The sequence below is a fragment of the Teichococcus aerophilus genome (genome assembly GCF_014490485.1).
In the GTDB taxonomy this organism is placed as follows: domain Bacteria; phylum Pseudomonadota; class Alphaproteobacteria; order Acetobacterales; family Acetobacteraceae; genus Pseudoroseomonas; species Pseudoroseomonas aerophila.
Genome location: NZ_JACTVA010000016.1, coordinates 33,804 through 56,895 on the forward strand (window position 1 = coordinate 33,804; position 23,092 = coordinate 56,895).

The window sequence follows — 23,092 nt, forward strand, 5'->3', positions numbered from 1 at the left end:
CCAGGGCCGAAGCAGCAGGCGCCGGACCAGGAAGCCCAGGGTTCGGATCGGTCGTCATGACCCCATCCATTCGGCTGCCGGGCCGTCCGGGTCAACCGGCAACGCGCCGGGCCCGCCGGGCATTTTCACCCGCCGGCCGGAATGCGCCCCTGGCAATCCGCCGCCCGCGATGCCACCACTTCACCCGACGAAGAACTCACGAGGACCACCCATGACGCGTGCCTTGCAGGTCGCGGTCCAGATGGACCCGATCCAGAGCATCAATATCGACGGCGACAGCACGTTTGTTCTCATGCTGGAAGCGCAGTCCCGTGGCCACACCCTCTGGCACTACCACGTCAAGGACCTGACCCTGGCCAACGGCAAGGTCCTGGCCCGGATGCAGCCCGTGGAAGTCCGCCGGGAGAAGGGCAACCACTTCACCCTGGGCGAAGCACGGGAAGTGGACCTCTCCACCATGGACGTGGTGCTGATGCGCCAGGACCCGCCCTTCGACATGGCCTACATCACGGCCACCCATATCCTGGAGATGATCCACCCCAAGACCCTGGTGGTGAACGACCCGGCCAGCGTGCGCAACGCCCCGGAAAAGCTGTTCGTGATGCAGTTCCCGGACCTGATGCCGGACACCATCATCACCCACGACCCGCTGGAAGTGCGCAAGTTCCGGGAGAAGCATGGCGACATCATCGTCAAGCCGCTGTTCGGCAACGGCGGTGCCGGCGTGTTCCACCTGCGGCCCGAGGACAGCAACCTCAACTCCCTGCTGGAACTCTACGCGGAGAAATCGCGCGAGCCGCTGATGATCCAGAAATACGTCCCTGCGGTGCGGGAAGGCGACAAGCGCATCATCCTGGTGGACGGCGTGCCGATGGGCGCCATCAACCGCGTGCCCGCCGCCGGCGAGAGCCGCAGCAACATGCATGTCGGCGGCCGCCCGGAACAGATCGCCCTGACCGAGCGCGACAAGGAAATCTGCGCCCGCATCGGGCCGGAACTGAAGAAGCGCGGGCTGATCTTCGTCGGTATCGACGTGATCGGGGACTACCTGACGGAAATCAACGTGACCTCGCCCACCGGCCTCCAGGAAATCGCCCGCTTCGATGGCGTGCAGCTGGAGAAGGCGATCTGGGATGCGATCGAGGCGAAGCGGGCCTGATTGGCAGGGGTGGTAGGCTGGGGGCGCTGCCCCTAGACCCCCGCCGGGGTGGAAGGTCCACCCCGGACCCCGCTGTCAGTTTTCCCCCGAACTTGGCGATGGCGCGGTAGCGCATTCAGAAGGCCGCAGAGACGCTACCTCGGTGGCTAAAGGGCGGCGGCCCTGGGCAGGACGCGGGACCCAGGTGCAGTGAGCGGTGGCTGTGGCAGGCGCCGGAGCACACGCTATGATCCCGCTTTCCGTGTTCCTATACCTTGAGGCCTAGAGGCTGTTATGGACCACCCATAAACAGCTGAAATTGCTTGACTTTCTATATAAGGGCTCGGCGCGGAAAGCCTGCAAAATCAAGCTTCTAGCGGCAGGTCCATAACAGCCTCTAAGCGTTGTGCTGGCCGCAAGCGGGTTCAAAGTATTCCTAAAAGCTGCGCAGGCTACAGCGTCACTCGCCAAGAAATCCCGGTTCTTTGCGGACGCGCTTGTCTGAAACTGATGTCGGGGTCTGGGGTGGCACTGCCACCCCAGCGGGGTCCAGGGGCAGAGCCCCTGGCAGCGGCCGATTTGGAACTCCTGTCACTGACAGCTTCCACGGCCCCTCTCTGACGCCTGCGCAAGGAAGCCGCGCAGGCTGAAGCAGCAGCCTACCAACAATCACCGGCCTTCTGAAAACTGACGGCGGGGTCTGGGGTGGCACTGCCACCCTGGGGGGTCCAGGGGCAGCGCCCCTGGCGGATGCGCGCCCAGCGAATCAGCGCAGCACCGCCCCGTGTTGCCGCAGGAAATCCAGCAGGGGCAGCATCGGCAGCCCCAGGATGGCGGCGTGCTCGCCTTCCACCTTGCGGAACAGGTGCATCCCCAGCCCTTCCAGCCGGTAGGCGCCGACCGAGTGGGTGATGGCGTCGCCTTCTTCCGCCAGGTAGGCGTCGAGGAACTCGTCGGAAAACTCGCGCATCGAAAGGTGGCAGACCGCCGCGTGGTGCCAGATACGGCTGCCGTGGCGCCAGCAGACCACGGCGGAGATCAGCTCATGCGTCCGGCCGCGCAGGGCCTGCAGCTGGGCGCGGGCACCGGCCAGGCCTTCCGGCTTGTCGAACCACCGGCCTTCGCACACCACCAGGGAGTCCGCGCCAATCACCAGGGCCTCCGGCTGCTCCGCCAGCAGGCGGCGGGCGATGCGCTGGGCCTTGGCGTCGGCCAGCATCACGGCGGCCTCGGCCGGCGGCATCTGCTCGGCCTGGGCGGATTCCTTCAGGCTGGCTTCGTCCACCGCCGCCGCCCGGGCCTCGAAGGGCAGGCCGGCGGCGCGCAGCAGCGTGGCGCGGGTGGCGGAGGAGGAGGCGAGCACCAGCGGCGGTGCGCCCGGCGCCAACATCATGCGCCGATCCCCCCAACGGGCGGGCCGCCGGCGCCGCGGCGGGCATGCCAGGCCTCCATCAGCTGCAGCACCGTGGCGGCGGTTTCCTCTATCGAGCGGCGGGTGACGTCGATCACCGGCCAACCGTGGCTGGTGCACAGCCGCCGGGCAGCCAGGATCTCGGCCTTCACCGCCTCGTGGTCGATATAGTCGTTGGTGTCCTGCCGCACGCCCCCGGCGCCGATGATCTTCAGCCGGTGCCGGCGGATCTCAATCAACGCCCCCACGTCGATGGTCAGGCCGATCACCGGGCAGGGGCTGTCGTCCAGCTCCGGCGGCAGGGGGGAGGTCGGGACAATCGGCACATTAGCGGCTTTGACGCCGCGATTGGCCAGGTAGAAGCAGGTCGGTGTCTTGCTGCTGCGGGAGACACCGACGAGCACGCAATCGGCTTCCTCGATCCCGGCCACGCCCTGGCCGTCGTCATGCGCCAGCACGTAGTGCATGGCGTCGATCCGGCGGAAATAATCGGCGTCCATCACGTGCTGGGCGGCGCGCTTCTCCCGCGCCTGCTCGCCGATCTCGGCCTGCAGCAGGTCGATCACCGGGTCCAGCACCGACAGGCAGGTGACGCCCATCTGCTTGCAGACCTCCTCCAGCGAGTGGCGGAGCGAGCGGTCGACCAGGGTGAACATCACCGGCCCGGGCTCCGCCTTGATCCCCTCCAGCACCTGTTCCAGCTGGAAGCGGGACCGGACGAGGGACCAGCGATGGTACAGCACATGCGGGTCCGGGAACCGCGCCAACACGGCGCGCGCCATGGAGTTCAGCGTCTCTCCGGTGCTGTCGGAAACGAGGTGCAGGTTGAACGAGCGGTTCGGCATCGGCTTCCGGTCAGGCAGGTGTGGGAATCATGGGGACGGGGGTGGGAGTCGTGGACAACTTCTGGCCTATGAGGGGGTCCCTGGGTGAGTCGGGGATGGAAAGCACATTCTGCTCCCCCTGGGGGTTTTTGTTGGGAACGGTCGGTTCGAATCTCCCATAACCGGCGCAACCCCGCGGAAAAGCTGGGTTTTCTAGTGAGCCTCGCCTGTGGAGGAGACTGTGGATGAAATGCGCCGCCGATTGCGTCCCCCTTATCCACAGGGTCTATCTACCCCCCCACTTTTCTTAAAGACTCTTTTTCTATGAAAGAGGGCCCATGGACCCTGTGCAAAAGCCCCTCCTGCGTGCCCTGACCGGGGAGGCCGTCTGGCCCCCGCCCTTCTGGCTGATGCGCCAGGCAGGCCGCTACCTGCCCGAGTACCGCCTGCTGCGTGCCCAGGCGGGCGATTTCATCGCCCTCTGCACCACGCCCGAGCTGGCGGCCGAGGTGACGCTGCAACCGCTGCGCCGCTACGGGATGGATGGCGCCATCCTGTTCAGCGACATCCTGATGCTGCCCTGGGCCATGGGGCAGGGGCTACGCTATGCAGAGGGGGAAGGCCCGCTGTTGGACCCCATCCGCGACGCCGAAGGCCTGGCGCGGCTGGACCCCGCCGGCATGGGCGCGCGCATCGCCCCCATCATGGAAACCGTCGCCCGGGTGAAGGCGGGGCTGGAGCAGGAAGCACCGAAGACCGCGCTGATCGGCTTCGCCGGCAGCCCGTTCACCGTCGCCTGCTACATGGTGGAAGGCCGGGGGGGTGGCGAGTTCATGACCGCCCGCCGCCTGGCCTATTCCGACCCGGCGCTGTTCGGCCGGCTGATCCGGCTGCTGGTGGACACCACCGTCGAATACCTGCTGGCCCAGGCCGCGGCGGGCGCCGAGGCCCTGATGCTGTTCGACAGCTGGGCCGGCCTGCTGCCCCCCGGCCAGTTCCGCCGCTGGAGCATCGAGCCCTCCGCCGCCATCGTCCGAGGCATCCGCAAGGTGCTGCCGGATATCCCGCTGATCGGCTTCCCGCGCCTGGCGGGGCCGTTGCTGCCGGAATACGCGCTGCGCACCGGCGTCAGTACCGTGGCGATGGATACCGGCATGGACCCGCGCTGGGCCGCCGCCAACGTGCCGGCGGAATTCGGCCTGCAAGGCAACATGGACCCGCAGGTGCTGGTGGCGGGCGGCGCGGCAATGGAAGCGGAAGCGCGCTCCATCCTGGCAGCGATGCGCGGCCGGCCCTTCGTGTTCAACCTGGGCCACGGCATCGTGCCGCCGACGCCGCCGGAACATGTGGCGGCCCTGGCGCGCCTCTTGCGGATGGGGTGAGGCAGGGCGGCTGGGGCCGGGCCACCAGGGGCGCTGCCCCTGGACCCCGCTAGGGTGGCAGGGCCACCCCAGACCCCGCCGTCAGTTTTCTCAGGTGCCGGTTCGTTGAGGGGTTGGTGACCCTGGCGACTTAGAAGCTGTTTTAAGAGCCTTCCGGGTCGGTCAAAGCGGGCTTCTTCGCGCCAGCTTTATCGGTGGCTTGGCCCATTATCCCTGCATGACCTCAGTGCTGGCACGAAACATTCCAGCAGCGCCCTCAGCCAGCAGACTTCTGAAACAACGTCTAAGAGACTGTTTTAAAATCCTGTTTGGTCGGGCGCGCTGGTCCTTTCCAAGTCGGCAGCTTGGCCTGCGTTTTGCAGCGCCTGCGTGCTGGCACAAGATTTCTACCATCCCACCAGCAGACTGCTGAAGAAGCCCCGGGGCCGCAGCGCGCGTCGTTTCATAGAATTCTTTGAACGCGCTCTTGGCCCAGCGCCGCACCAGGGCAACAAGCCCCGGAAAAACTGGCAGCGGGGTCCGGGGTGGACTTTCCACCCCGGCGGGGGTCCAGGGGGCAGTGCCCCCTGGCAGCGCGACGCTCCTTAGCGAACCCGCGCCGTGGTGGCGTCGGGTGGCGCGACCGCGTTGAATTCATCCGAGAAGATGTCGCGGTCCTTGGTTTCCGGCACGAAGAAGACGCCGATCACCACGGTCGCCAGCGCAATGACCACGGGGTACCAGAGCCCGTAATAGACGTCGCCGGTCTGTGCGATCATGGCGAAGGAGGTGGCTGGCAGCAGCCCGCCGAACCAGCCGTTGCCGATATGGTAGGGCAGCGACATGGAGGTGTAGCGGATGCGGGTGGGGAACAATTCCACCAGCGCCGCCGCGATCGGGCCGTAGACCATGGTGACGAAGATCACCAGGATCGTCAGCACGAAGATGGAGACGATGACCTGTTCCCGGAACAGGTCGAACGGGTGCGCCATCTTCACGACGGACGGGTTGGAGGCCGGCGGGTAACCGGCGGCGGTGACGGCTGTGCCCAGGGCCTGGACGAAGTTGGGCGTATTGGCCGGGATGGCGGTCTGGCCGATCCGCACCGTGGCGACGCTGCCGGCGGGCGCGTTCTCGACCGTGTAGTTCACCGAGAGGCGCGCCAGCGCGGATTTGGCGATGTCGCAGCTATTGGTGAAGCGGGCGGTACCGACCGGGTTGAACTGGAAGGAGCAGTCGGCCGGGTCCGCCGCGACGACCACCGTGATGTCCCGGTGTGCGGCATGCAGGGCCGGGTTGGCCTCGGCGCTGAGCAGCTTGAACAGCGGGAAGTAGGTCAGCGCCGCCAGCAGGCAGCCACCGAGGATGATGGGCTTGCGGCCGATCTTGTCCGACAGCCAGCCGAACAGCACGAAGCCGCCGGAGCCGAGCAGCAGGCCCCAGGCGATCAGCAGGTTGGAGGTGTAGCCATCCACCTTGAGGATCGTGTTGATGAAGAACAGCGCGTAGAACTGCCCCGTGTACCAGACCACCGCCTGGCCGGCGACGAGGCCGAACAGGGCGATGATGGCCACCTTGGCGTTCTTCCACTGGCCGAAGGCCTCCGTCAGCGGGGCCTTGGAGCCGGTGCCTTCCTCCTTCATTTTCTTGAAGGCAGGGCTTTCGTTCAGCTGCAGCCGGATCCAGACCGAGATGCCAAGCAGCAGGATCGAGACCAGGAACGGGATACGCCAACCCCAGTCCAGGAACGCCGCCTCACCGAGCGCGGAGCGGGTGAACAGGATCACCAGCAGCGAGAGGAACAGGCCACCCGTGGCGGTGACCTGGATGAAACTGGTATAGAAGCCGCGGCGGCCATTGGGTGCGTGCTCGGCCACATAGGTCGCGGCGCCGCCATACTCGCCGCCCAGCGCCAGGCCCTGGAGGCAGCGCAGGACGATCAGGATGATGGCGGCGGAGATGCCGATCTGGTCCGAGGTCGGCAGGATGCCGACGATAAAGGTGGAGGCACCCATGATCAGGATGGTGATCAGGAAGGTGTACTTACGCCCCACCAGGTCCCCCAGCCGGCCGAACACCAGCGCGCCGAAGGGCCGCACCAGGAAGCCCGCCGCGAAGGCCAGCAGGGCGAAGATGTTGCGGGTGCCCTCGGGGAACTGGCTGAAGAACTTGGCCCCGATGATCACGGCCAGTGAGCCGTAGAGGTAGAAATCGTACCACTCGAAGACAGTGCCGAGGGAGGAGGCGATGATGACCTTCCTCTCCTCGCGCGTCATGGGCCGGGTTGCGGCCGCGGCGGTTGCGGATGGCATTGGTCGAACGAGTCCCTGCCCTGTCCCGGTATCTGTGCCCGGGATCGTGTTGACGGTCTTTGTCAGCGCGCCCGCGTCTGCGGCGGGTCGGGGCCCTGGCCGGTGCCAGTGGAACTTGTCCGATGACGAGACGAGCCGGGCCTTGAGCGGAGTGTGACGCTGCCTGTGGGCCGGGCGGAATCATTGATGCAACGCGGAACGAAATATCACAAACTTGTGATGTCGATCTCCGGGCGATTCATCTGGGAAAGACGGATTTGCACGCAAGTCACCGGCAACGCTTCTCCTCCGCGCAAGTTGGCCCATATGATTATCCTGAAGCCTGGCGAGGCCGAGGGATGGAAAGGACTGGCATCCTGTCCGTTCCAGCGGCAGCATCGCCGGGTATGGGGGCCTCCATGGACACGCTCCGCAGTCTTGCCGACCACACCATCCGGCGCGCCATGGGCTGCGCCGCCTTCAGCATTGCCCTGGTGATGCTGATGCTCGCCGGGCGCCCGCTGCTGGCGATGCAAAGTGGTGCGCTGATGACGGCGGCGTTGTGGCTCGGCCTGTGGGCGGCGGCGCTGCGGGTACCGCGTATGGACCTGCGCGGCACGCGGCTCTGGCCCGTGCTGGCCGGGGAGAATGCCCGCAAGTTGCGTGGCCCGGAGGGCCAGCGGAAAATGGCGGCGATCCTGGCTGAGCGGTTGATGTGGCACGCGGACCGCGCCGGCATGGTCGCGCTCGGCCTCGGTGGGCTGACGCTCGCGATGTTCGGCTTCCGCTTCCTGCCGGGCTAACTGTGCCGGGCTGACCGGGCGACCGGCCGGCCTGGACGACACAGCAGGGCCCCATCCCTGCGCCGGACATGGTGCTTCTGCTGACCTGCCCTTCCTGGCATCCATCGACACAGAGGCTCACACCCGTTTCCGCCATGGGTTACGCGAAAAAACCTGTCATCGCCGCCGGCCTGAAGCTGCTTCCAAATCCGGCCACGCCGGCGGCGGAGCCAGGCCCTGGCTGGTTGACGCGACCCCCCCAGTTGCGGAAGGTGGAACCGAACTGCGGAGAGGCTGGGGGCATGAGTCAGGCGCTGCTCACGATGATGCCGGATGCCATCGAGCCGGAGCGCGCGCCCCTGCCGTCCTACCGACTGGACGAATCGGTCGGCCATCTGCTGCGCCGGGCGCACCAGCGCCACGCCGCGCTGTTCCAGGACCGCGGCACCGCGGGCGGCCTGACCTCCACCCAGTTCGCCACGCTGGTCAAGCTGGCGGAGCTCGGCCGGGCGACGCAGAACGCGTTGGGCCGGGCCGTGGCGCTGGACCCCGCGACCATCCAGGGCGTCGTCGCCCGCCTGCGGGACCGTGGGCTGGTGGCTGTGGGCCGGGACCCGCTGGACCGCCGGACCCTGGTGCTCTCCCTCTCCGAGGCCGGTGAAGCGGCGCTGGAGGATGCGGTGCGCCAGGGCGCCACGGCCAATGACCGCCTGCTGGCCCCGCTGACCGGCGAGGAACGCAAGGCCCTGATCCGTCTGCTGCGGCGCCTGCTGGGCTGACGGAGCGTTTGCGCGTAAAGAGACCCCCATGACCCAGACCACGGATTTCGGCTTCCGCACCGTTGACCGCGAGAGCAAGGCCTCGATGGTGCGGGAGGTGTTCGACAGCGTCGCGCCCAAATACGACGTCATGAACGACCTGATGTCGCTCGGCCTGCACCGCGCCTGGAAGCACGCCTTCGTCGCCGCCATCGGCGCCGGGGCGTCGGACACGCTGCTGGACCTGGCCGCCGGCACCGGGGATGTGGCCTTCCTGGCCAAGAAGCGCGGCGCCGGAAAGGTCATCCTGGCCGATATCAACGCCGCCATGCTGACCGTGGGCCAGGGCCGCGCGCTGAAGAAGGGCCTGGCCGAGGGGCTGGAATTCATCTGCTGCGACGCCGAGAAGATCCCGCTGCCCTCCGGCAGTGTCGAGCGGGTCTCGATGGCCTTCGGCCTGCGCAACTGCACGGACAAGGACGCGGTGCTGCGGGAGGGCTTCCGCGTGCTGCGCCCGGGCGGCCGCATGTGCGTGCTGGAATTCTCCAACCTGGAGATTGAGGCGCTCAAGCCGCTCTACGATACATGGTCCTTCAAGGTGCTACCGGCCATCGGCGGCCGCATCGCCCAGGATGCCGACAGCTACCAGTACCTGGCCGAGAGCATCCGCATGTTCCCCGACCAGCCAACCCTGGCCGGCATGATGGAACGCGCCGGGTTCGAGCGGGTGAAGTGGCAGAACCTCTCCGGCGGGATCGTGGCGATCCATAGCGGCTGGAAGTTCTGAAGCGTTGAAGACTGGGGGAAGGCTTTCCCCCCAGGCCCCCTTCCATTTTTACGGTTTTGGTTTTTGCGGCCTTCGGGCTGCGGTGCTGTGACCGAGCCATGTGTGAGCCGGTGTTCCAGGCGGAGCTGCGGGTCCCACTTGGCGTAGCCCGTCAATCTCATCACCAGATGCGCGTAGGCGCCCATCGGCGTCGGTGTGAACCAAGCCGGATCGATATTCGGTCTTGGACAGGAAAGGCCGGGGAAGGAATTCCCCGGACCCCATCTGTCTTCTGCGAGTCTTTCGGTCTGGCCGATGCGGCGTCGGCCTTTCCAGACCAATGGTGGGGTGACGCCGGAGGCTGATGGTTGAGCCCAGTGGCCCGTGACCTTTCTCACGGCCACGCCTGCCGACCCAAAGCCGCATGCCAACTGACAGGAAAAGATAAGGTTTCAGGGAAATTCCTCCCCCTGATCTTCTCACCCGAATGTCGATCGGTCGTAGAGCCTCCGTCAGTGGCCCATCCCGCGAAACAGCGCCAAAGGCCCACCCGAAAACTCGAAGAAAAAAGATGGGGGTCCGGGGGAATTCCTTCCCCCGGTCTTGAAGCCGGTTTCAGGCCGCCCGGCGGCGACGGCGGCGCAGGAACTCCCGCAGGTCGAAGGCACCCAGGGCCATGGTGGCGCCGAAGTAGCTGACCAGCCCTAGCCCAACCAGCCCGCCAAGGCCCAGGAAGCGCCACAGGCCCGTGGCGGGGAAGATGACGGCCGCCAGGCCCCACAGGATGGCGCCCATGGCCACGGCAGCCCCCAGCAGGCGCCAGGCGTTGCGGCGCAGTTGGCGGTCCGCCACCCACTGCCCGCGGCGGGCCAGCATGAAGGCCAGCATGCCCGCATTGGCCCAGGAGGAGAGCGAGGTGGCCAGCGCGATGCCGACATGCTGCAGATGCGGCGTCAGCAACAGGTTGAGGCACAGATTGAACGCCACGGTGATGATGCCGATCTTCACCGGCGTCGCCGTATCGCCACGGGCGAAGAAGCCGGGGGCCAGCGACTTGATCAGCACGAAGGCCGGTAGCCCGGCGGCGTAGGCGGCCAGGGCCGGCGCGGTCTGCGCCACCTTCTCCGCCGTGAAGGCGCCGCGCTGGAACAGCACGGCGATGATCGGCTCCGCGGTCACGATCAGGGCGATGGCGGCCGGCAGCGTCAGCGCCAGGGACAACTCGATCCCGCGGTTCATGCTGCGGTGGGCGGAGAGCGCCTTGCCCGAGCGCAACTGGCGGGAGAGCACCGGCAGCAACGCCGTGCTCATCGCGGCACCGACGACGCCGAGCGGCAGCTGCGCCAGCCGGTCCGCGTAGTTCAGGTAGCTGATGGCGCCCGCCGGCAGCCAGGAGGCGATGAACATGTCGATGGCGAGATTCAGCTGCGTCACGCTGGCACCCAGCACCCCCGGCACCATGCGGCGCAGCACCTGCTTGGCGTCCTCGGTGATGCGCGGGAAGGACACCAGCGGGAAGCCGAGCCCGACCTTGTAGGCGGCCCACACCACCACGCCGAGCTGCAGGATACCGGAAACCATGGTGCCCCAGGCCAGCGCGTGCGCCGGCGTCGCCACGAAAGGCGTCAGCGCGAAGAGCGAGACGATGGCGCAGAGGTTGAACAGCAGCGGCGCCCCGGCGGCGAGGGCGAACTTGTCCGCCGCGTTCAGCACGCCGGAGACCAGCGCCGTCAGGCAGATGAACAGCAGATAGGGGAAGGTGATGCGCGACAGCTCCACCACCAGGTCGAAGCGCAGCGGCTCGTCCACCAGGCCGGGGGTCAGCACGGTCATGATCTGCGGCATGAACAGCATGCCCAGCACCACCAGCAGGGAAAGCCACATCGCCATCAGCGTGGACATGCGCGCGGCCAGCATGCGCGCCTTGGCCGGGCCATCCAGCGTCAGCGCAGCCGTGAAGGCGGGGACGAAGGCGGCGTTGAAGGCACCCTCGCCGAACAGGCGGCGGAACATGTTGGGCAACCGCAGCGCCAGGAAGAACGCATCGGCAATCGGCCCCGCACCCAGCATGGCGGCGATCAGCATGTCCCGCGCGAAGCCCAGGATGCGGCTGGCAAAGGTCCAGCCACCGATGGTCAGGATATTGCGGAGCATGGGGTGGGCGAGGTCCTGCTTCTAACGGGATGGTCAGCCCGGGAAGGGCCCTGCCCCTTGGAACCCCGCCAGGGTGGAAAGTCCAGCCCGGACCCCGCTTGGTCGGATGTCCTGGCTGGTGTGCTGGCAAGGCAGCAGTGGGGGAAGGCCGGGGAAAGAGTTCCCCGGACCCCTTCTTATCTTTTTACGAGTTTGGCGTGGTGCTGCAGGGCTGAGAGCGGACGCTGCTTGATGATTTTATCGATGGGCCACGCGGGCTGAACCCTCAGTCGCCGGAGGTCCTGGACCTCCGGCGCACCCAGCCGTGTTCCAGACCAAACCCCTCCGAAGCCACACAGGCAAAACGCGCAGAAAGAAAAGAAGGGGCCTGGGGAATTCTTTCCCCAGTCCTTCTTCCTCGGCTCTCGAGCCCGCCATCGCATCAGGCGTCCGGTAAAACTCGCAAAAAGAAGATGGGTTCGGGGAGCGCCTTCCCCGGCCTTTTCGCTCTGAGGCAGCAGGCTCAAGGGGGCTGACGACCCCCTTGGAGCCCGCCCCGTCACATCAGGCGTTGGCGACCGGCGCGCCGGCGGCCGAGTTCTGGCCGCGGCGGCTCTGCCACAGGGCCACGAAGTCGATGGGGGAGAGCAGCACGGGCGGGAAGCCGCCGTCGCGCGTCACGTCCGCCAGGATGTTGCGGGCGAAGGGGAACAGCAGGCGCGGGCATTCCACCAGCAGCAGCGGCTCCACCATGTCGGGCTGCACGTTCAGGGTGAAGATGCCGCAATAGACCAGCTCGGCGATGAAGGCGGTCTGGCTGGCGCCGTTGATGTTCGCCTGGGCGTCGGCGCGGATCTGCAGCGACACCTCGTAGACATTGGCGCCTTCCTGCAGCGGGCGGGCCTGCACGTCCAGCGCCAGGTCGATGCGCGGCTGCTCGCGCAGAGTGGTGAAGATCTCCGGCGCGCCCGGCACCTCGAAGGAGAGGTCCTTGGTGTATTGCAGGTTCATCAGCAGCGGGCCGACGGGCTGGCCCTGGTTCGGCTGGCCTTCGAGAGCGCCGTTGACGCCATTGGGAAGCTGGTTCTGGTTGTCGGACATGCGGGCCTCGCGGGGTCGGATGAGGGATGCGGTCGGATCAGGCGCGCGGGGTAGCACGCCCTCGGGCCGCTGTCAGGGATGCTTCCAGGAAATGGCCTCGGGCTCCGGCCCCGTCGGGTCGCAGCGCAGCCACTGGCCGTTGGCGACCGATTGCCCGGTCATGGAGAGGATGAAGCCCCAATGGGAGACGACGACGGTATGCGCCCAGTCGTCCAGCGCGCTCATCTCCTGCCGGAACAGGCGGGCGCGGGCTTCCACCTGCTCGGCCGGTTCCTCGATGGCGGGCCACCAGACCTCGTCGATATGCGCCAGGTCGTGGTCCGGCCATTCCAGCGCCAGGGTGGTGCGGGGGGTGCCGATGTCGCAGGCGAAGGCGTAGCGCTCCCGCACCAGGGGCTGGATGGTCACGGGCAGGCCCAGCCGGCGGGCCAGGGGTGCCGCGGTCTGCATGGCGCGGGTGTAGGGGCTGGCGACGATGCGGCGGATCTCGCCGCCCGTCTCCGCCATCAGGGCTTCCGCCGCGGCTTCGGCCTGCTGGTGGCCGAGGTCGGTCAGCTTCGGGTCCTTGATGCCCGGGTCCCGGCGCGTCGCGGTGAAGTGCAGGTTGAATTCGCTTTGGCCGTGCCGCAACAGGATCATGGCAACTCCTCCGGTCTCTGCGGGTAGAGCAGATCAGGGGCGGGCGGAACAGCCCGCGGGCCTGGATTCCAGCGGCTGAAGCTGGGCATAACGGTGCGATTCCGCCTTTACGGCGTTACACCTGGGATGATCCGTCAACGGATGGCACCCTGTGCCGTTGCGGATGCGGGGTACGCGCCCTAAGTGTCGGAACATGAGGAGATTGCAATGTCGGGCGCCTTTCCGGTCGATCTGATCCTGTTCGCGATGATCGCGGCCTTCCTGGTGCTGCGGCTGCGCAGCGTGCTGGGGCGCCGCCAGGGCTTCGAGCGGCCGCCGCAGGAGCAGCGTGCGCAGGCCGATGCGCTGCGCCCGGTGCCACGCGCGGTGCCCGATGCCATGCCGGCTGCCGCGGCCCGTGGCGTGCCGGATGCCCGCACGCCCGCCGGGCAGGGCCTGGCGCGGATCCGCCAGCAGGACCCGTCCTTCGACCCCTCCGCCTTCCTGGGCGGTGCCGAGGGCGCCTTCCGCATGATCGTGGAAGCCTTCGCCAACGGGGACCGGGAGACGCTGAAGAACCTGCTCTCCACCGAGACCTATGGCGGGTTCGAGCAGGCCATCTCGTCGCGGGAGGCCGCTGGTGAGCGCCAGCGCACCGAGATCCGCACGATCCAGGACATGGCGATCGAGGGTGCCGAGCTGCGTGGCTCGGTGGCTGAGGTGACGGTGCGCATCGTCTCCGACCAGATCAACATCACCACCGGCCCCGATGGGCAGGTGACGGCCGGGCATGATGGCGTGACCGAGATCATCGACGTCTGGACCTTCCAGCGCGACCTGCAGACCCAGGACCCGACCTGGAAGCTGGTGGGCACCGGGGCGGCTTGATCCGCCCCGCTTTCGCCGCCGCCCTGCTGCTGGGGCTGGCGGCCTGCACCGAGCCGGCTCCCCGGACTGTTTCCGAACTTCCGGGTTGGGCCGAGGATGATCTGGCGGCCGCCGTGCCGCCCTTCCTCGCCGGTTGCCGCCCGCCCGCCATGCCCGCCGCACTCTGCGCCGAGGCGCGGGCCCTGCCGCCCGGTGACAACGCCGCCGCCCGCGCCTTCTTCGAGCGCCGCTTCACCCTGCGCCTGGCCGGCGAAGGCCTGATGACCGGCTACTACGAGCCGGAGATGCGCGGCGCCGCCGCCCCCTCCGCCACTTACGCCATTCCACTGCACACTCGCCCGGCCGACCTCGTCGAAGTCGATCTCGGCCAGTTCGCCACGGATCTGCGTGGCCGCCGCACCGCCGGCCGCGTGCGGGATGGCCGGCTGGTGCCCTATGACGACCGTGCCGCCATCGAGGCCGGCAACGGCCCAGCCCTGCTCTGGCTGGCCGACCCGGTGGATCGGTTCTTCCTGCAGATCCAGGGCTCCGGCCGCGTGGTGCTGCCGGATGGCGGCGTCCGCCGCGTGGGCTTCGACGGGCAGAACGGCCGCGCCTATGTCCCCATCGGTCGCATCCTGGCCGACCAGGGCGAGATCCCGCGCGAGCAGGTCTCGATGCAGACCATCCGCGCCTGGCTGGAAGCCGCCGGCCCGGAACGCGCCCAGGCGCTGATGGACCAGAACCCCTCCTACGTCTTCTTCCGCGAGGTGCCGGCCCGCGCCGACCAGGGCCCGACCGGCGCCCAGGGCGTGCCGCTGACGCCAATGCGTTCCATCGCCGTGGACCGGACGGAGATCCCGCTGGGCAGCCCGGTCTGGATCGTCACCCGCCACCCGCTGACCGGGCAGGCCATGCGCCGGCTGGTCATGGCCCAGGATACCGGCGGCGCCATCCGCGGCCCGGCCCGCGCCGACCTGTTCTGGGGCTGGGGCGACACCGCCGGCCATGCCGCCGGGCCGATGAAGGAACCCTCCACGCTGTATGTGCTGGTGCCGGTCGGGTCCTGAACGGCGCTGTTGGTGGGGGGCAGGGGAAGGCCGGGGAAGGAATTCCCCGGTCCCCTTCTTTTTTCTGCGAGTTGGCGTTGGCGCTTCAGGACTGAGAGCGGACGCTCTTCGGTGACTTAAGATATGGGCACGCGGGCTGAACCCTCAGTCGCGGGAGGTCCAGGACCTCCGGCGCACCCAGCCGTCTCTGAAACGCACTGCTTCAACAGCCACGCCAACCAGAAACTCGAAAAGAGAAGATGGGGTCCGGGGAATTCCTTCCCCGGCCTTCAGCCAGCTTCGGCGCGCAGCGTCACTCGGCGGCGGTGCCCCAGGGCTTGCAGCCCCTTCAGGACACCGTAGGCCAGCAGGGCCACCTGCACGCAGCCACCGATGATGATGGCGACCAGCGCGCCGGGCGGGGCCAGCAGCCACAGCAGGGGCGGCATGGCGATGGCGCAGGTGATGGCGCCGCCGACTTCGGCGATGGCCAGGGAACGCAGCCGGGCCAGGGATTGCAGCCCGGCCAGCCCGGCGACCCAGAAGCAGCTGATGGCCATGACCACCGACCACAGCAGCACCACGTTCTCCAGCCCGGCATAGCGGCCGGCGTAGAGCCAGGCACTGACCCACGGCCACAGCGCGGCGATGAGGCCGCCGAGCACCAGGGTGATGATGGCGGGCGCCGTGCCGCCCAGCACCAGCAGCTTCAGGAAGCCATGGGTGTCGCCGGCGTGGCGGCGGGAGGCCAGTGGGCCACGGGCGGCGGAGCCGAAAGCGCCTGCCAGAAGGGTGGCAGGGCGCAGCATGGTCTGCGCGGCGGTCAGCGTCGCCAGGGCCGGGGCGCCGAACCAGGCGAAGACCATGAAGATGTACAGGCGGGTGAAGGTCTCGTTGGCCATGCCGGCCAGCAGGGACCAGCCGGAGCGCCGGGCCAGCACCCGCCAGCGCCGGCGAGCGGAGGCGCTGAAATCAGCAGCGCCGGGGCCACAGAGGCGCAGGATGATGACGATGCCGGCGACGCCCTGGGAGAGGCCGTTGACCAGCAGCAGCAGCGGCACCGACGGCGGCGCGCCCAGCCAGGCCTCGGCCACCACCACCGCCAGGACGGCGACGAAGGGCACAGCGGAGATGGCGGCGGCGGAGCCCATGTCCCCCCGTGCCGTGGCGACGGCGCGGGCATGCAGGCCGATGACGATGCCGGGCACGAAGGCGGCGGCGGCGTAGAGGCCGAGCGGATGCCCCAGCAGCGGCACCACGGCGAGGGTGAGCAACGCGGCCAGCGCCGCCATGGTGAGGTTGGCGGAGAGGATGGCGCGTTCGGTGGCATAGCGGCCGGAGGTCGGCGGCAGGCGGTAGATATGCACCGAGGTGAAGGCGGTGATGAAGGTGCCGATGACCAGCACCGTGTTGGCCCAGAACACATAGGTGCCAAGCTGCTCGGCCGAACCGCGGCGGATCAGCCACAGCGTGACGCCGAGGGAGAGCAGCGCGTTCAGCCCCTGGTCCGCGAAGGCCAGCACGTAGCGCAGCCCGCCTTTGCGGAAGAGCCGGGCGATCATGTCGCGCGGCCCATGGCGGGCGTGGCCCCGGGCGGAAGGGATGACAGCTTCGCCGTGCCCGACGGGGCCGGGCGGGTCATGCGGGCGGCCGTGGCCGCCTGGGGGGCGCCGCCCGCCATGCTCAGGGGTTGCTGCCCGGGTTGTTGCGGTTGATGGCGTAGGAGAAGGAGCGGGAGAAGGGGACGATCCGGTTGATCGCCTGGTCCACCCACTGCCCGACCTCACCCAGGCGGGACCGTGGCACGAAGACGATGTCGCCCGAGGCCAGCGGCACGTCGGCTGCCAGGTCGGTGCCGGACATGAAGGCCTGCAGGTTCACCGTGCGCAGCATCGGCTGGTCGGTGGGGGAGCGGCGGATCAGCACGATCTGGTCCATGCGGGCGGATTCATCGACGCCGCCGGCCCGGGTGATGATCTCGGCGATGCCCTGGCGCCCGGTGAGCGGATAGGCGCCGGCCCGCTGCACGGAGCCGCCGACATACACGACGGCGGAGCCCGCTTCCTCCAGCCCCGTGGTGACGATCGGGTTGGTCAGCACGCGGCGGGAGGCGGTAGAGACGGCCTGCTCCAGCTCCTCCGTCGTCAGGCCAGAGGCGACGACGCGGCCGGCGACGCGCAGGGACATGGCGCCGTCCGGGGCGATCAGGGAGGTCTCGTTCACTTCCGGCGTCAGCAGGAACTGCACCTTCACCCGGTCGCCCGGCCCGAAGCGGTAGGGGGCCGGCGCGTCCGTCCAGGTCGCGAAACCTTCCGGCATGCGCTCGGTGATGCGGATGGACTGGGTGGTGGAGAAATTGTCGGTGCCGGACGCGCAGGCGGAAACCGAGAGCATCGCGGCAAGCAGAAGAAAGCGCATCAGGACACCAGCTTGGCGAGGAAGCGGGGCAGGACCCGCCGCTCGCTGGACATCACGAAGCCGACCATGCGGCCACCGGCGGCCAGTACGGCGTTACGGGCGGCGCGGGCCACGCCCTTGTCGGTGCGTTCGGCGCGCAGGGCCAGCAGGTTCACATCCACCATCGCGGTCAGGCGCCGCATGGCGTAGCTGTCGGCCGCCGTGGGCGCCACCAGCACCACCACATCCAGTTCCCGCCGCAGCCGGTCCAGCAGGGCGCGCAGGCGGTCGATGCCGGCATGCGGGTCCCCCAACACGCTGTCCCGCGCCTCATAGGCCACCCAGAGGTTGGGGATGACGGTGTTGAAGGCCAGCAGCTTGTCCGGGTCCTTCGCCTCGTGCACGGGGTGGGAGCCCATGGCGCTCATATAGGCGCGGCCATCGGTCTCCAGGTCCACCAGCAGGGTGCGCAGGCCGCGCGCGCGGGCGATCTCGGCCGCGACGGCGAGAGCGACGGCGCTGCGGCCATCGTCCTTCCCGGTCGCGACGAACTGGACGAGGGAAAGCCGCTCGCCACTGGCACGGGCATCCAGCAGCATCGCCGCCAGGTCGGTCACCGGCGGAATGGTCTCGCCGGCATCCAGCTTCGCCCGGGGCGGGATGGAGGCGAGGCCCGGCAGGCTGAGGCCGCGCTCCGCCTCATCCGTCGTGGCGAAGGTACGGCGGAACAGGGTGAGCAGGATGGCCGAGGCCATGGCGGCGACGATGGCGCCGAACAGCCCGGCCGCCACCAGGGCGGGGCGGATATCGCGCGGCTTGGCCGCCGCCTCGGGCGGCTGGGCGACGATGACGGAGGGGGAGCGGGAGCGCTGCGCATCCTCGGCGATGCGCGCCCCGGTCTCCCGCCCCGCGATCTGGCGGTAGGAGGCTTCCAGCGCGTCCCGCCGGCGGGTCAGGTCGCGCAGCGTGGCCTCGGCCTGCAGCAACTGGCTGGCGCGGGCCTGGGCTTCCTGCTGCTGCGCCTCCAGCGCCTCCATCTGCCGGCCAGTCGAGGCGGCCTCCACCTCCAGCGACGCCATGTGCAGGGAGAGCTGGTTGATGGCGGGGTTGCGGATCTCCCGCACCGTCTCGAACCGGTTGCGGTTGGCGGCGGTGATGTTCTGCCGCAGCGTGGCGATGCGCGAGTCCAGCTCCCGCAACGGCGGCCAGTCGGCCGCGTACTGGGACGCCATCCGCCGCCGCTCCAGGATCAGCTGGGAGAGTTCGTTGCGGGTGGTGTCGTTGGGGGCCAGGTTGGTGGTCTCGGCCTCCGCCACCACGCGGCTGGGGTATTGGGCCAGGCGCTCCCGCCCCGCCGCCAACTGGGAATCCGTGATCGCCTTGCGCTCGCGCAGCGCATCGATGCGGCCGGTGACGCTGGCGAGGCGGGCGCTGGCCACCGTGATGTCGTTCGGCAGGTCCAGGATGCGGTTCTCGGCCCGCAGCCTGGCGATCTGGTCGTCCAGCTCGTGCAGGGCGGTGGCCATGCGCTCGGTCTCGGCCAGCAGCAGGCGCGAGTCACCCTGGACGAAGATGTCCTGCCGGTGGGCCATGTAGGCCGCCAGCACGGCATTCAGCGCCGCGATCGACTGTTCCGGCGTGGCCAGCGAGGCGCTGAGCCGCAGCAGGTTGGACGTGTTGGAGGACAGCACCAGCAAGGCGCTGCGCAGCTTCGCCGCCTGCGCCGGTATCGATTCCTCCTGCGCCGGCAGCAGGCCGAACAAGCGTGGCTCCGCCGCCGGGAAGAACGTGCCGGGCGGGGCGGAGGAGACGGCGCGGCGCAGCACGACATCGGAGAGGATCATGTCCACCTCCGACTGCACCAGCTTCGGCATCTCGACACTGACGATGGTGGGGCCGGTGCCGGTCAGGTCCGAGGCGCCGGCGGCCTCCCGGCTCACCTGCACCAGCAGCAGGCCCTCGGCCGACCATTTCACCGGCAGCACCGCGGCGGCGGCGATGGAAATGGCGGCCGGCACCACGAAGGCCAGTGCGATCAGCTTCTTGCGGACGAAGATGGTGGTCAGGATGTCGCGTGGCGTCAGCGACATCGATGGGTCGGGCGGCGGCGCCTGCGGCAGGGGCGGGAAGGGCTCGGCCTGGGTTGTTGCATGGCGCGTAACTGGAACGAGGTTCATGAACGGCTTAACCCCATGCCTTCAGCGCCCGGGCGGGGCGGAAACGCCGTGGCCAGATGCCTCAAGAACGCTTCGAAGTGGTTCACCCGCACCAGCACCCCGCCAAGCACCGGGACGTTCTAGCAAGCCCCGGCGTCAAGTTTGGTTAACACGCCCCTGGACAGGAGCAAATCAGCAAATGCGCCACGCTGTAGCTTCACTTTCCAGCGGAAAGCTGGGTTTCCGCCCGATATCGGCCGCAACCGACCCTGGTTGCGGGGCAGGTACGATGTAACATGTGGGGCATGACCGATCCTGTCCTCGTTCTCGGCGCCGGTGGCTTCATCGGCGATCACATGTTGCATGGCCTCGCCCGGCAGGGCGTACGCGTTATCGCGGGCATGCGCAGCCCGCGCGCTGTGCCGGACGGTATCGAATTGCGCCAAGTGAATGCGCTGGACGCCGGCTCCATGGCCCAGGCGCTGGAAGGCGTCGGCGCGGTGGTGAACTGCGTGGCGGCGTCGCCCGAGGACATGGGCAAGGCCACCCAGGTGCTGGCCCAGGCCGCCGGGCCGCGCCGCATCGTCCATCTCAGCACCATGTCCGTCTACGGCGCGGCCACCGGGCTGGTAATGGAAGACAGCCCGCTGCGCCCCGAAGGCGCCTATGGCGAGAGCAAGGCCGAGAGCGAGGCGCTGCTGCGCGCCCACGCTGCCCAGGGTGGCTCCGTCATCATGCTGCGGCCCGGCTGCGTGCACGGCCCCGGCTCTGAAAGCTGGACCGCCCGGCCGGCGCGGCTGTTGCGCGCCGGCCGGCTGGGTGACCTCGGCCCCGCTGGGGATGGCATCTGCAACCTGACCTCGGTCGCCGACCTCGTCTCCGCCGCCGCCGCGGCGCTGCGGGTGAGCGACGGCACCGGCCAGGCCTTCAACGTCTCCGACCCCGAGCCGGAGGAATGGAACGCCTATTTCACGAAGCTCGGCCGCGCCATCGGCGCCACGCCGGTACGCCGCCTCAGCGGCCGGCGCATGAAGGTCGAGAAACTGGCGGCCTTCCCGCTGAAGGCGATGGAGATCCTCGGCCGCAAGGCCAAACTGCGCACGCCGGACCCGATGCCGCCCTCCCTGCTGCGGCTGTTCCAGCAGGACATCGTGCTGGACCATCGCCAGGCCGATGCCGGCCTGGGCTTCCGCCGCACCCCACCCGCCGAAGCCCTGGCGGACGCCGCCTCCTGGGCGATGAAGGCGGCCTGACCCGGGAGGTTCGCCCTTCGTTGGATGGGAGGGAGAAGGCCGGGGAAGGAATTCCCCGGGCCCCATCTTCTTTTTGCGAGTTTGGTGGTGCGCTTTGGGTTCGGGGGCGGAGGTGGGTGGGCCGGTTGCCGATGTCACGCCGGCTTCGGCGGTCATTGCTCTGATGGCTGGGAAGGCTGGGGAAAGAATTCCCCAGACCCCATCTTTTTCTGCGAGTTTGGCGGCGCGCTGCAGGTTTGAGAGCTGTCGCTGCTTGATGATCATTGAAATGGGCCATGAGGGCTGAACCCTCAGTCGCCGGAGGTCCAAGACCTCCGGCGCACCCAGCCGTCTCTCAGTCCCGCCCCAACAACAGCCACACGCAAAAACTCGAAAAAAGAAAAGACGGGGTCTGGGGAATTCTTTCCCCAGCCTTCTTCCGCCTTGAGCCCGACGCCAGAACCAAGGTGTGGGCCTCAGCCCTGGACAACCGCCTCGGGCTTGGTGGCCTGGGAAGGCTGCCCCATGTCCCGCTTCAGTTGGGCTGCCATTCGCAGGGCCAGGGCCACGATGGTCAGGGTGGGGTTGGCCTGGCTGGAGGTGGGGAAGACGGCGGCGCTGGCGACCCACAGATTGTGCATGCCGTGCACGCGGCAATCGGCGTCCACCACGCCAGTGGTGGGGCTGGCGCTCATCCGGGCGGTGCCGATGTGGTGGCCGCCATAGGCGCCGTCCCGCAGCATGTCGTGGGCGATCTCCTTGGGGTCGAAGTCCAGCGAGCCCTTGCCCCATTTTGCCAGCTCGGTGGCGAGCAGGCCGTAGGTGGCTTCGGCGGTCCGCAGGTCGCCGGCGGCCCAGCGCCAGTCCACCCGCAGGCGGGGCATGCCCAGCGCGTCCTGGCTGTTGGCCAGGGTGACGCGGCTGTCCGGGTTCGGCTCCTGCTCCCCATGGAAGTCGAGGGAGAAGACGTTGCCGGGCGGCCGGACGATGATGGAGGGGAATTTGCGCGCGGAGAGCTTGCGCTTGCGCAGCATGGTCCAGGCGAAGTCCATGGCGCTGAACGGGTCTGACACCATGTTGCGCAGGTGGCGCAGGGTGGGGCCGACGCCCTCGCCCTCCGTGCCGGCCAGGCGCTTGCGGTATTCGTAGGGCAGCAGCCAGCGCATCAGGTACAGGCCGGAGAGCACGCTGCTGCCGTGGCTGGGGTCCGGGATGCGGGGGAAGTGCAGCCGCATCACCGCGTTGCCGACGCCCAGGCGCTCCTGCGCCTCCGGCGTCAGGCTGAGGCGGCGGCGGATATAGGTGCCGTCCCACGCTACTTCGTAGCCGTGCTGCACGGCGCCGCGCGGCAGGTTGAGCCGCAGGCGGCCGGAGGTGCCGGCGATGTGGCACATGTAGTAGCGGCCGACGAGGTCGTGCGCGTTGCCCAGCCCGTTCTCATGCCCCGGGCCGCGGGCGGCCAGCAGCAGCCGCGGCACTTCCAGCCCGCCGGTGGCCAGCACCACGCGGGTGGCGGCGATGGTGGCGTCCCGGCCGGAGAGGGTGCGCAGGCGCAGGGTCTGCACCGTGGTGCCGTCCGCCGAGCATTCGATGCCGGTGCAGCTGGTGCCCATCAGCACCTTCACATGCGGGCTGGCTTCCAGGCGGTGGCCGTAGCGGGCGCCAAAATTCGTGGGCAGGGAGAAGCGCTCGATCCCCTCGGCGCTGAAATCGGCGGGGGTGAAGCCGGCGATCATCGGCTTCATGCCACCGGGCATGGCGGTGCGGGCGTCGTAATCGTACTCGCCGGCCTCGCACAGCTTGTTGGCGGGCGGGTACCAGGGTGCCAGCGTCTCCGGCCCGATCGGCCAGCCGGAGTTCGGCATCCAGGACCGGGCGCGGAAATCGATCGGGTCCAGCGGCATGCAGCGGCCGCCCCAGAGGGTGGTGGAGCCGCCGAACTGCCGCTGGCGGTAGGTATCGGGCGGGGAATGCAGGGCGGGGTCGGCGACCTCCCCGGCATAGAGCGCCTGGCTGGCGGCATCGGGGATGCGCTGGCCGGCCTCCACCAGAATGACCCGGGCGGGTCCGTTCAGGAATTGCAGGGCCAGGGAAATGCCTGCCGCGCCGGCGCCGATGATGCACAGGTCAGCCTCCAGCGAGGCGCCATGTTCCAGCGTTTCGGCATCGAGGATCATTGGGGCAGGGAGCACGGAACTGCGCTTAAAG

General features: G+C 68.7%; 18 protein-coding genes. 8 read left to right on the forward strand and 10 right to left on the reverse strand.

From position 1 onward, the window contains the following. Positions 1-211: 211 nt before the first annotated feature. Positions 212-1,159 carry a glutathione synthase gene (gene gshB / locus IBL26_RS10915; protein WP_187784515.1) on the forward strand — a complete coding sequence of 316 codons (948 nt, stop codon included), beginning with the start codon at positions 212-214 and terminating at the stop codon, positions 1,157-1,159. Between the two features lie 745 nt (positions 1,160-1,904). On the opposite strand, the gene IBL26_RS10920 is transcribed toward gshB, so the two are convergent. After that, positions 1,905-2,531, reverse strand: coding sequence for a Maf family protein (locus IBL26_RS10920; RefSeq protein WP_187784516.1), 627 nt, complete (start codon positions 2,529-2,531; stop codon positions 1,905-1,907). Next, positions 2,528-3,394: a pyruvate, water dikinase regulatory protein gene (locus tag IBL26_RS10925; RefSeq protein WP_187784517.1), complete on the reverse strand. Its 867-nt coding sequence runs from the start codon at positions 3,392-3,394 to the stop codon at positions 2,528-2,530. The genes IBL26_RS10920 and IBL26_RS10925 overlap by 4 nt, the downstream gene beginning before the upstream one ends. A gap of 317 nt (positions 3,395-3,711) precedes the next feature. On the opposite strand from IBL26_RS10925, the gene hemE reads away from it, so the two are divergent. Beyond that, positions 3,712-4,755, forward strand: a complete 1,044-nt coding sequence (hemE, locus tag IBL26_RS10930) for a uroporphyrinogen decarboxylase (protein WP_187784518.1) — start codon at positions 3,712-3,714, stop codon at positions 4,753-4,755. Positions 4,756-5,339: 584 nt separating this feature from the next. Here the strand turns inward: hemE and IBL26_RS10935 are convergent. After that, positions 5,340-7,010: an MFS transporter gene (locus IBL26_RS10935; RefSeq protein WP_187784519.1), complete on the reverse strand. Its 1,671-nt coding sequence runs from the start codon at positions 7,008-7,010 to the stop codon at positions 5,340-5,342. A gap of 434 nt (positions 7,011-7,444) precedes the next feature. On the opposite strand from IBL26_RS10935, the gene IBL26_RS10940 reads away from it, so the two are divergent. From IBL26_RS10940 to IBL26_RS10950, 3 genes are all read left to right on the forward strand, one after another. Further along, positions 7,445-7,828 (forward strand): hypothetical protein, encoded by a 384-nt coding sequence (locus IBL26_RS10940; protein ID WP_187784520.1) that lies wholly within the window; start codon positions 7,445-7,447, stop codon positions 7,826-7,828. 281 nt (positions 7,829-8,109) lie between these two features. Then, a complete protein-coding gene (locus IBL26_RS10945; protein ID WP_206684192.1) occupies positions 8,110-8,586 on the forward strand; it encodes a MarR family winged helix-turn-helix transcriptional regulator in 477 nt (158 codons plus the stop codon). 28 nt (positions 8,587-8,614) lie between these two features. Next, complete coding sequence (locus IBL26_RS10950) at positions 8,615-9,352, forward strand: class I SAM-dependent methyltransferase (RefSeq protein WP_187784521.1); 738 nt, start codon at positions 8,615-8,617, stop codon at positions 9,350-9,352. Positions 9,353-9,946: 594 nt separating this feature from the next. On the opposite strand, the gene murJ is transcribed toward IBL26_RS10950, so the two are convergent. The 3 genes from murJ to IBL26_RS10965 all read right to left on the reverse strand — a co-directional run bounded on the left by murJ (position 9,947) and on the right by IBL26_RS10965 (position 13,204). Further along, positions 9,947-11,485, reverse strand: coding sequence for a murein biosynthesis integral membrane protein MurJ (murJ, locus tag IBL26_RS10955; protein ID WP_187784522.1), 1,539 nt, complete (start codon positions 11,483-11,485; stop codon positions 9,947-9,949). A 543-nt stretch (positions 11,486-12,028) separates the two neighbouring features. After that, a complete protein-coding gene (secB, locus tag IBL26_RS10960; protein ID WP_187784523.1) occupies positions 12,029-12,565 on the reverse strand; it encodes a protein-export chaperone SecB in 537 nt (178 codons plus the stop codon). Between the two features lie 72 nt (positions 12,566-12,637). After that, entirely contained in the window at positions 12,638-13,204 is a 567-nt protein-coding gene (locus tag IBL26_RS10965) for a histidine phosphatase family protein (RefSeq protein WP_187784524.1), read from the reverse strand. Between the two features lie 207 nt (positions 13,205-13,411). On the opposite strand from IBL26_RS10965, the gene IBL26_RS10970 reads away from it, so the two are divergent. Together IBL26_RS10970 and mltA are read left to right on the forward strand one after the other, a co-directional pair. Continuing rightward, positions 13,412-14,071 (forward strand): Tim44/TimA family putative adaptor protein, encoded by a 660-nt coding sequence (locus IBL26_RS10970; RefSeq protein ID WP_187784525.1) that lies wholly within the window; start codon positions 13,412-13,414, stop codon positions 14,069-14,071. Further along, entirely contained in the window at positions 14,068-15,120 is a 1,053-nt protein-coding gene (mltA, locus tag IBL26_RS10975; protein WP_187784526.1) for a murein transglycosylase A, read from the forward strand. Before IBL26_RS10970 ends, mltA begins: the two co-directional genes overlap by 4 nt. Positions 15,121-15,389: 269 nt before the next feature. Here the strand turns inward: mltA and IBL26_RS10980 are convergent, their stop codons facing one another. The 3 genes from IBL26_RS10980 to IBL26_RS10990 form a co-directional block, all read right to left on the reverse strand. Further along, positions 15,390-16,661: a polysaccharide biosynthesis protein gene (locus IBL26_RS10980; protein ID WP_187784527.1), complete on the reverse strand. Its 1,272-nt coding sequence runs from the start codon at positions 16,659-16,661 to the stop codon at positions 15,390-15,392. A 121-nt stretch (positions 16,662-16,782) separates the two neighbouring features. After that, entirely contained in the window at positions 16,783-17,517 is a 735-nt protein-coding gene (locus IBL26_RS10985; RefSeq protein WP_187784528.1) for a polysaccharide biosynthesis/export family protein, read from the reverse strand. Then, complete coding sequence (locus tag IBL26_RS10990) at positions 17,517-19,673, reverse strand: GumC family protein (RefSeq protein ID WP_187784529.1); 2,157 nt, start codon at positions 19,671-19,673, stop codon at positions 17,517-17,519. The genes IBL26_RS10985 and IBL26_RS10990 overlap by 1 nt, the downstream gene beginning before the upstream one ends. Positions 19,674-19,957: 284 nt before the next feature. Between IBL26_RS10990 and IBL26_RS10995 the strand changes: the two genes are divergently transcribed. After that, positions 19,958-20,905: an NAD-dependent epimerase/dehydratase family protein gene (locus IBL26_RS10995; protein ID WP_187784530.1), complete on the forward strand. Its 948-nt coding sequence runs from the start codon at positions 19,958-19,960 to the stop codon at positions 20,903-20,905. 455 nt (positions 20,906-21,360) lie between these two features. Here the strand turns inward: IBL26_RS10995 and IBL26_RS11000 are convergent, their stop codons facing one another. Further along, on the reverse strand, positions 21,361-23,076 hold the full coding sequence (locus IBL26_RS11000) for a GMC oxidoreductase (RefSeq protein ID WP_367615412.1): 1,716 nt from the start codon (positions 23,074-23,076) through the stop codon (positions 21,361-21,363). Positions 23,077-23,092: the final 16 nt, after the last annotated feature.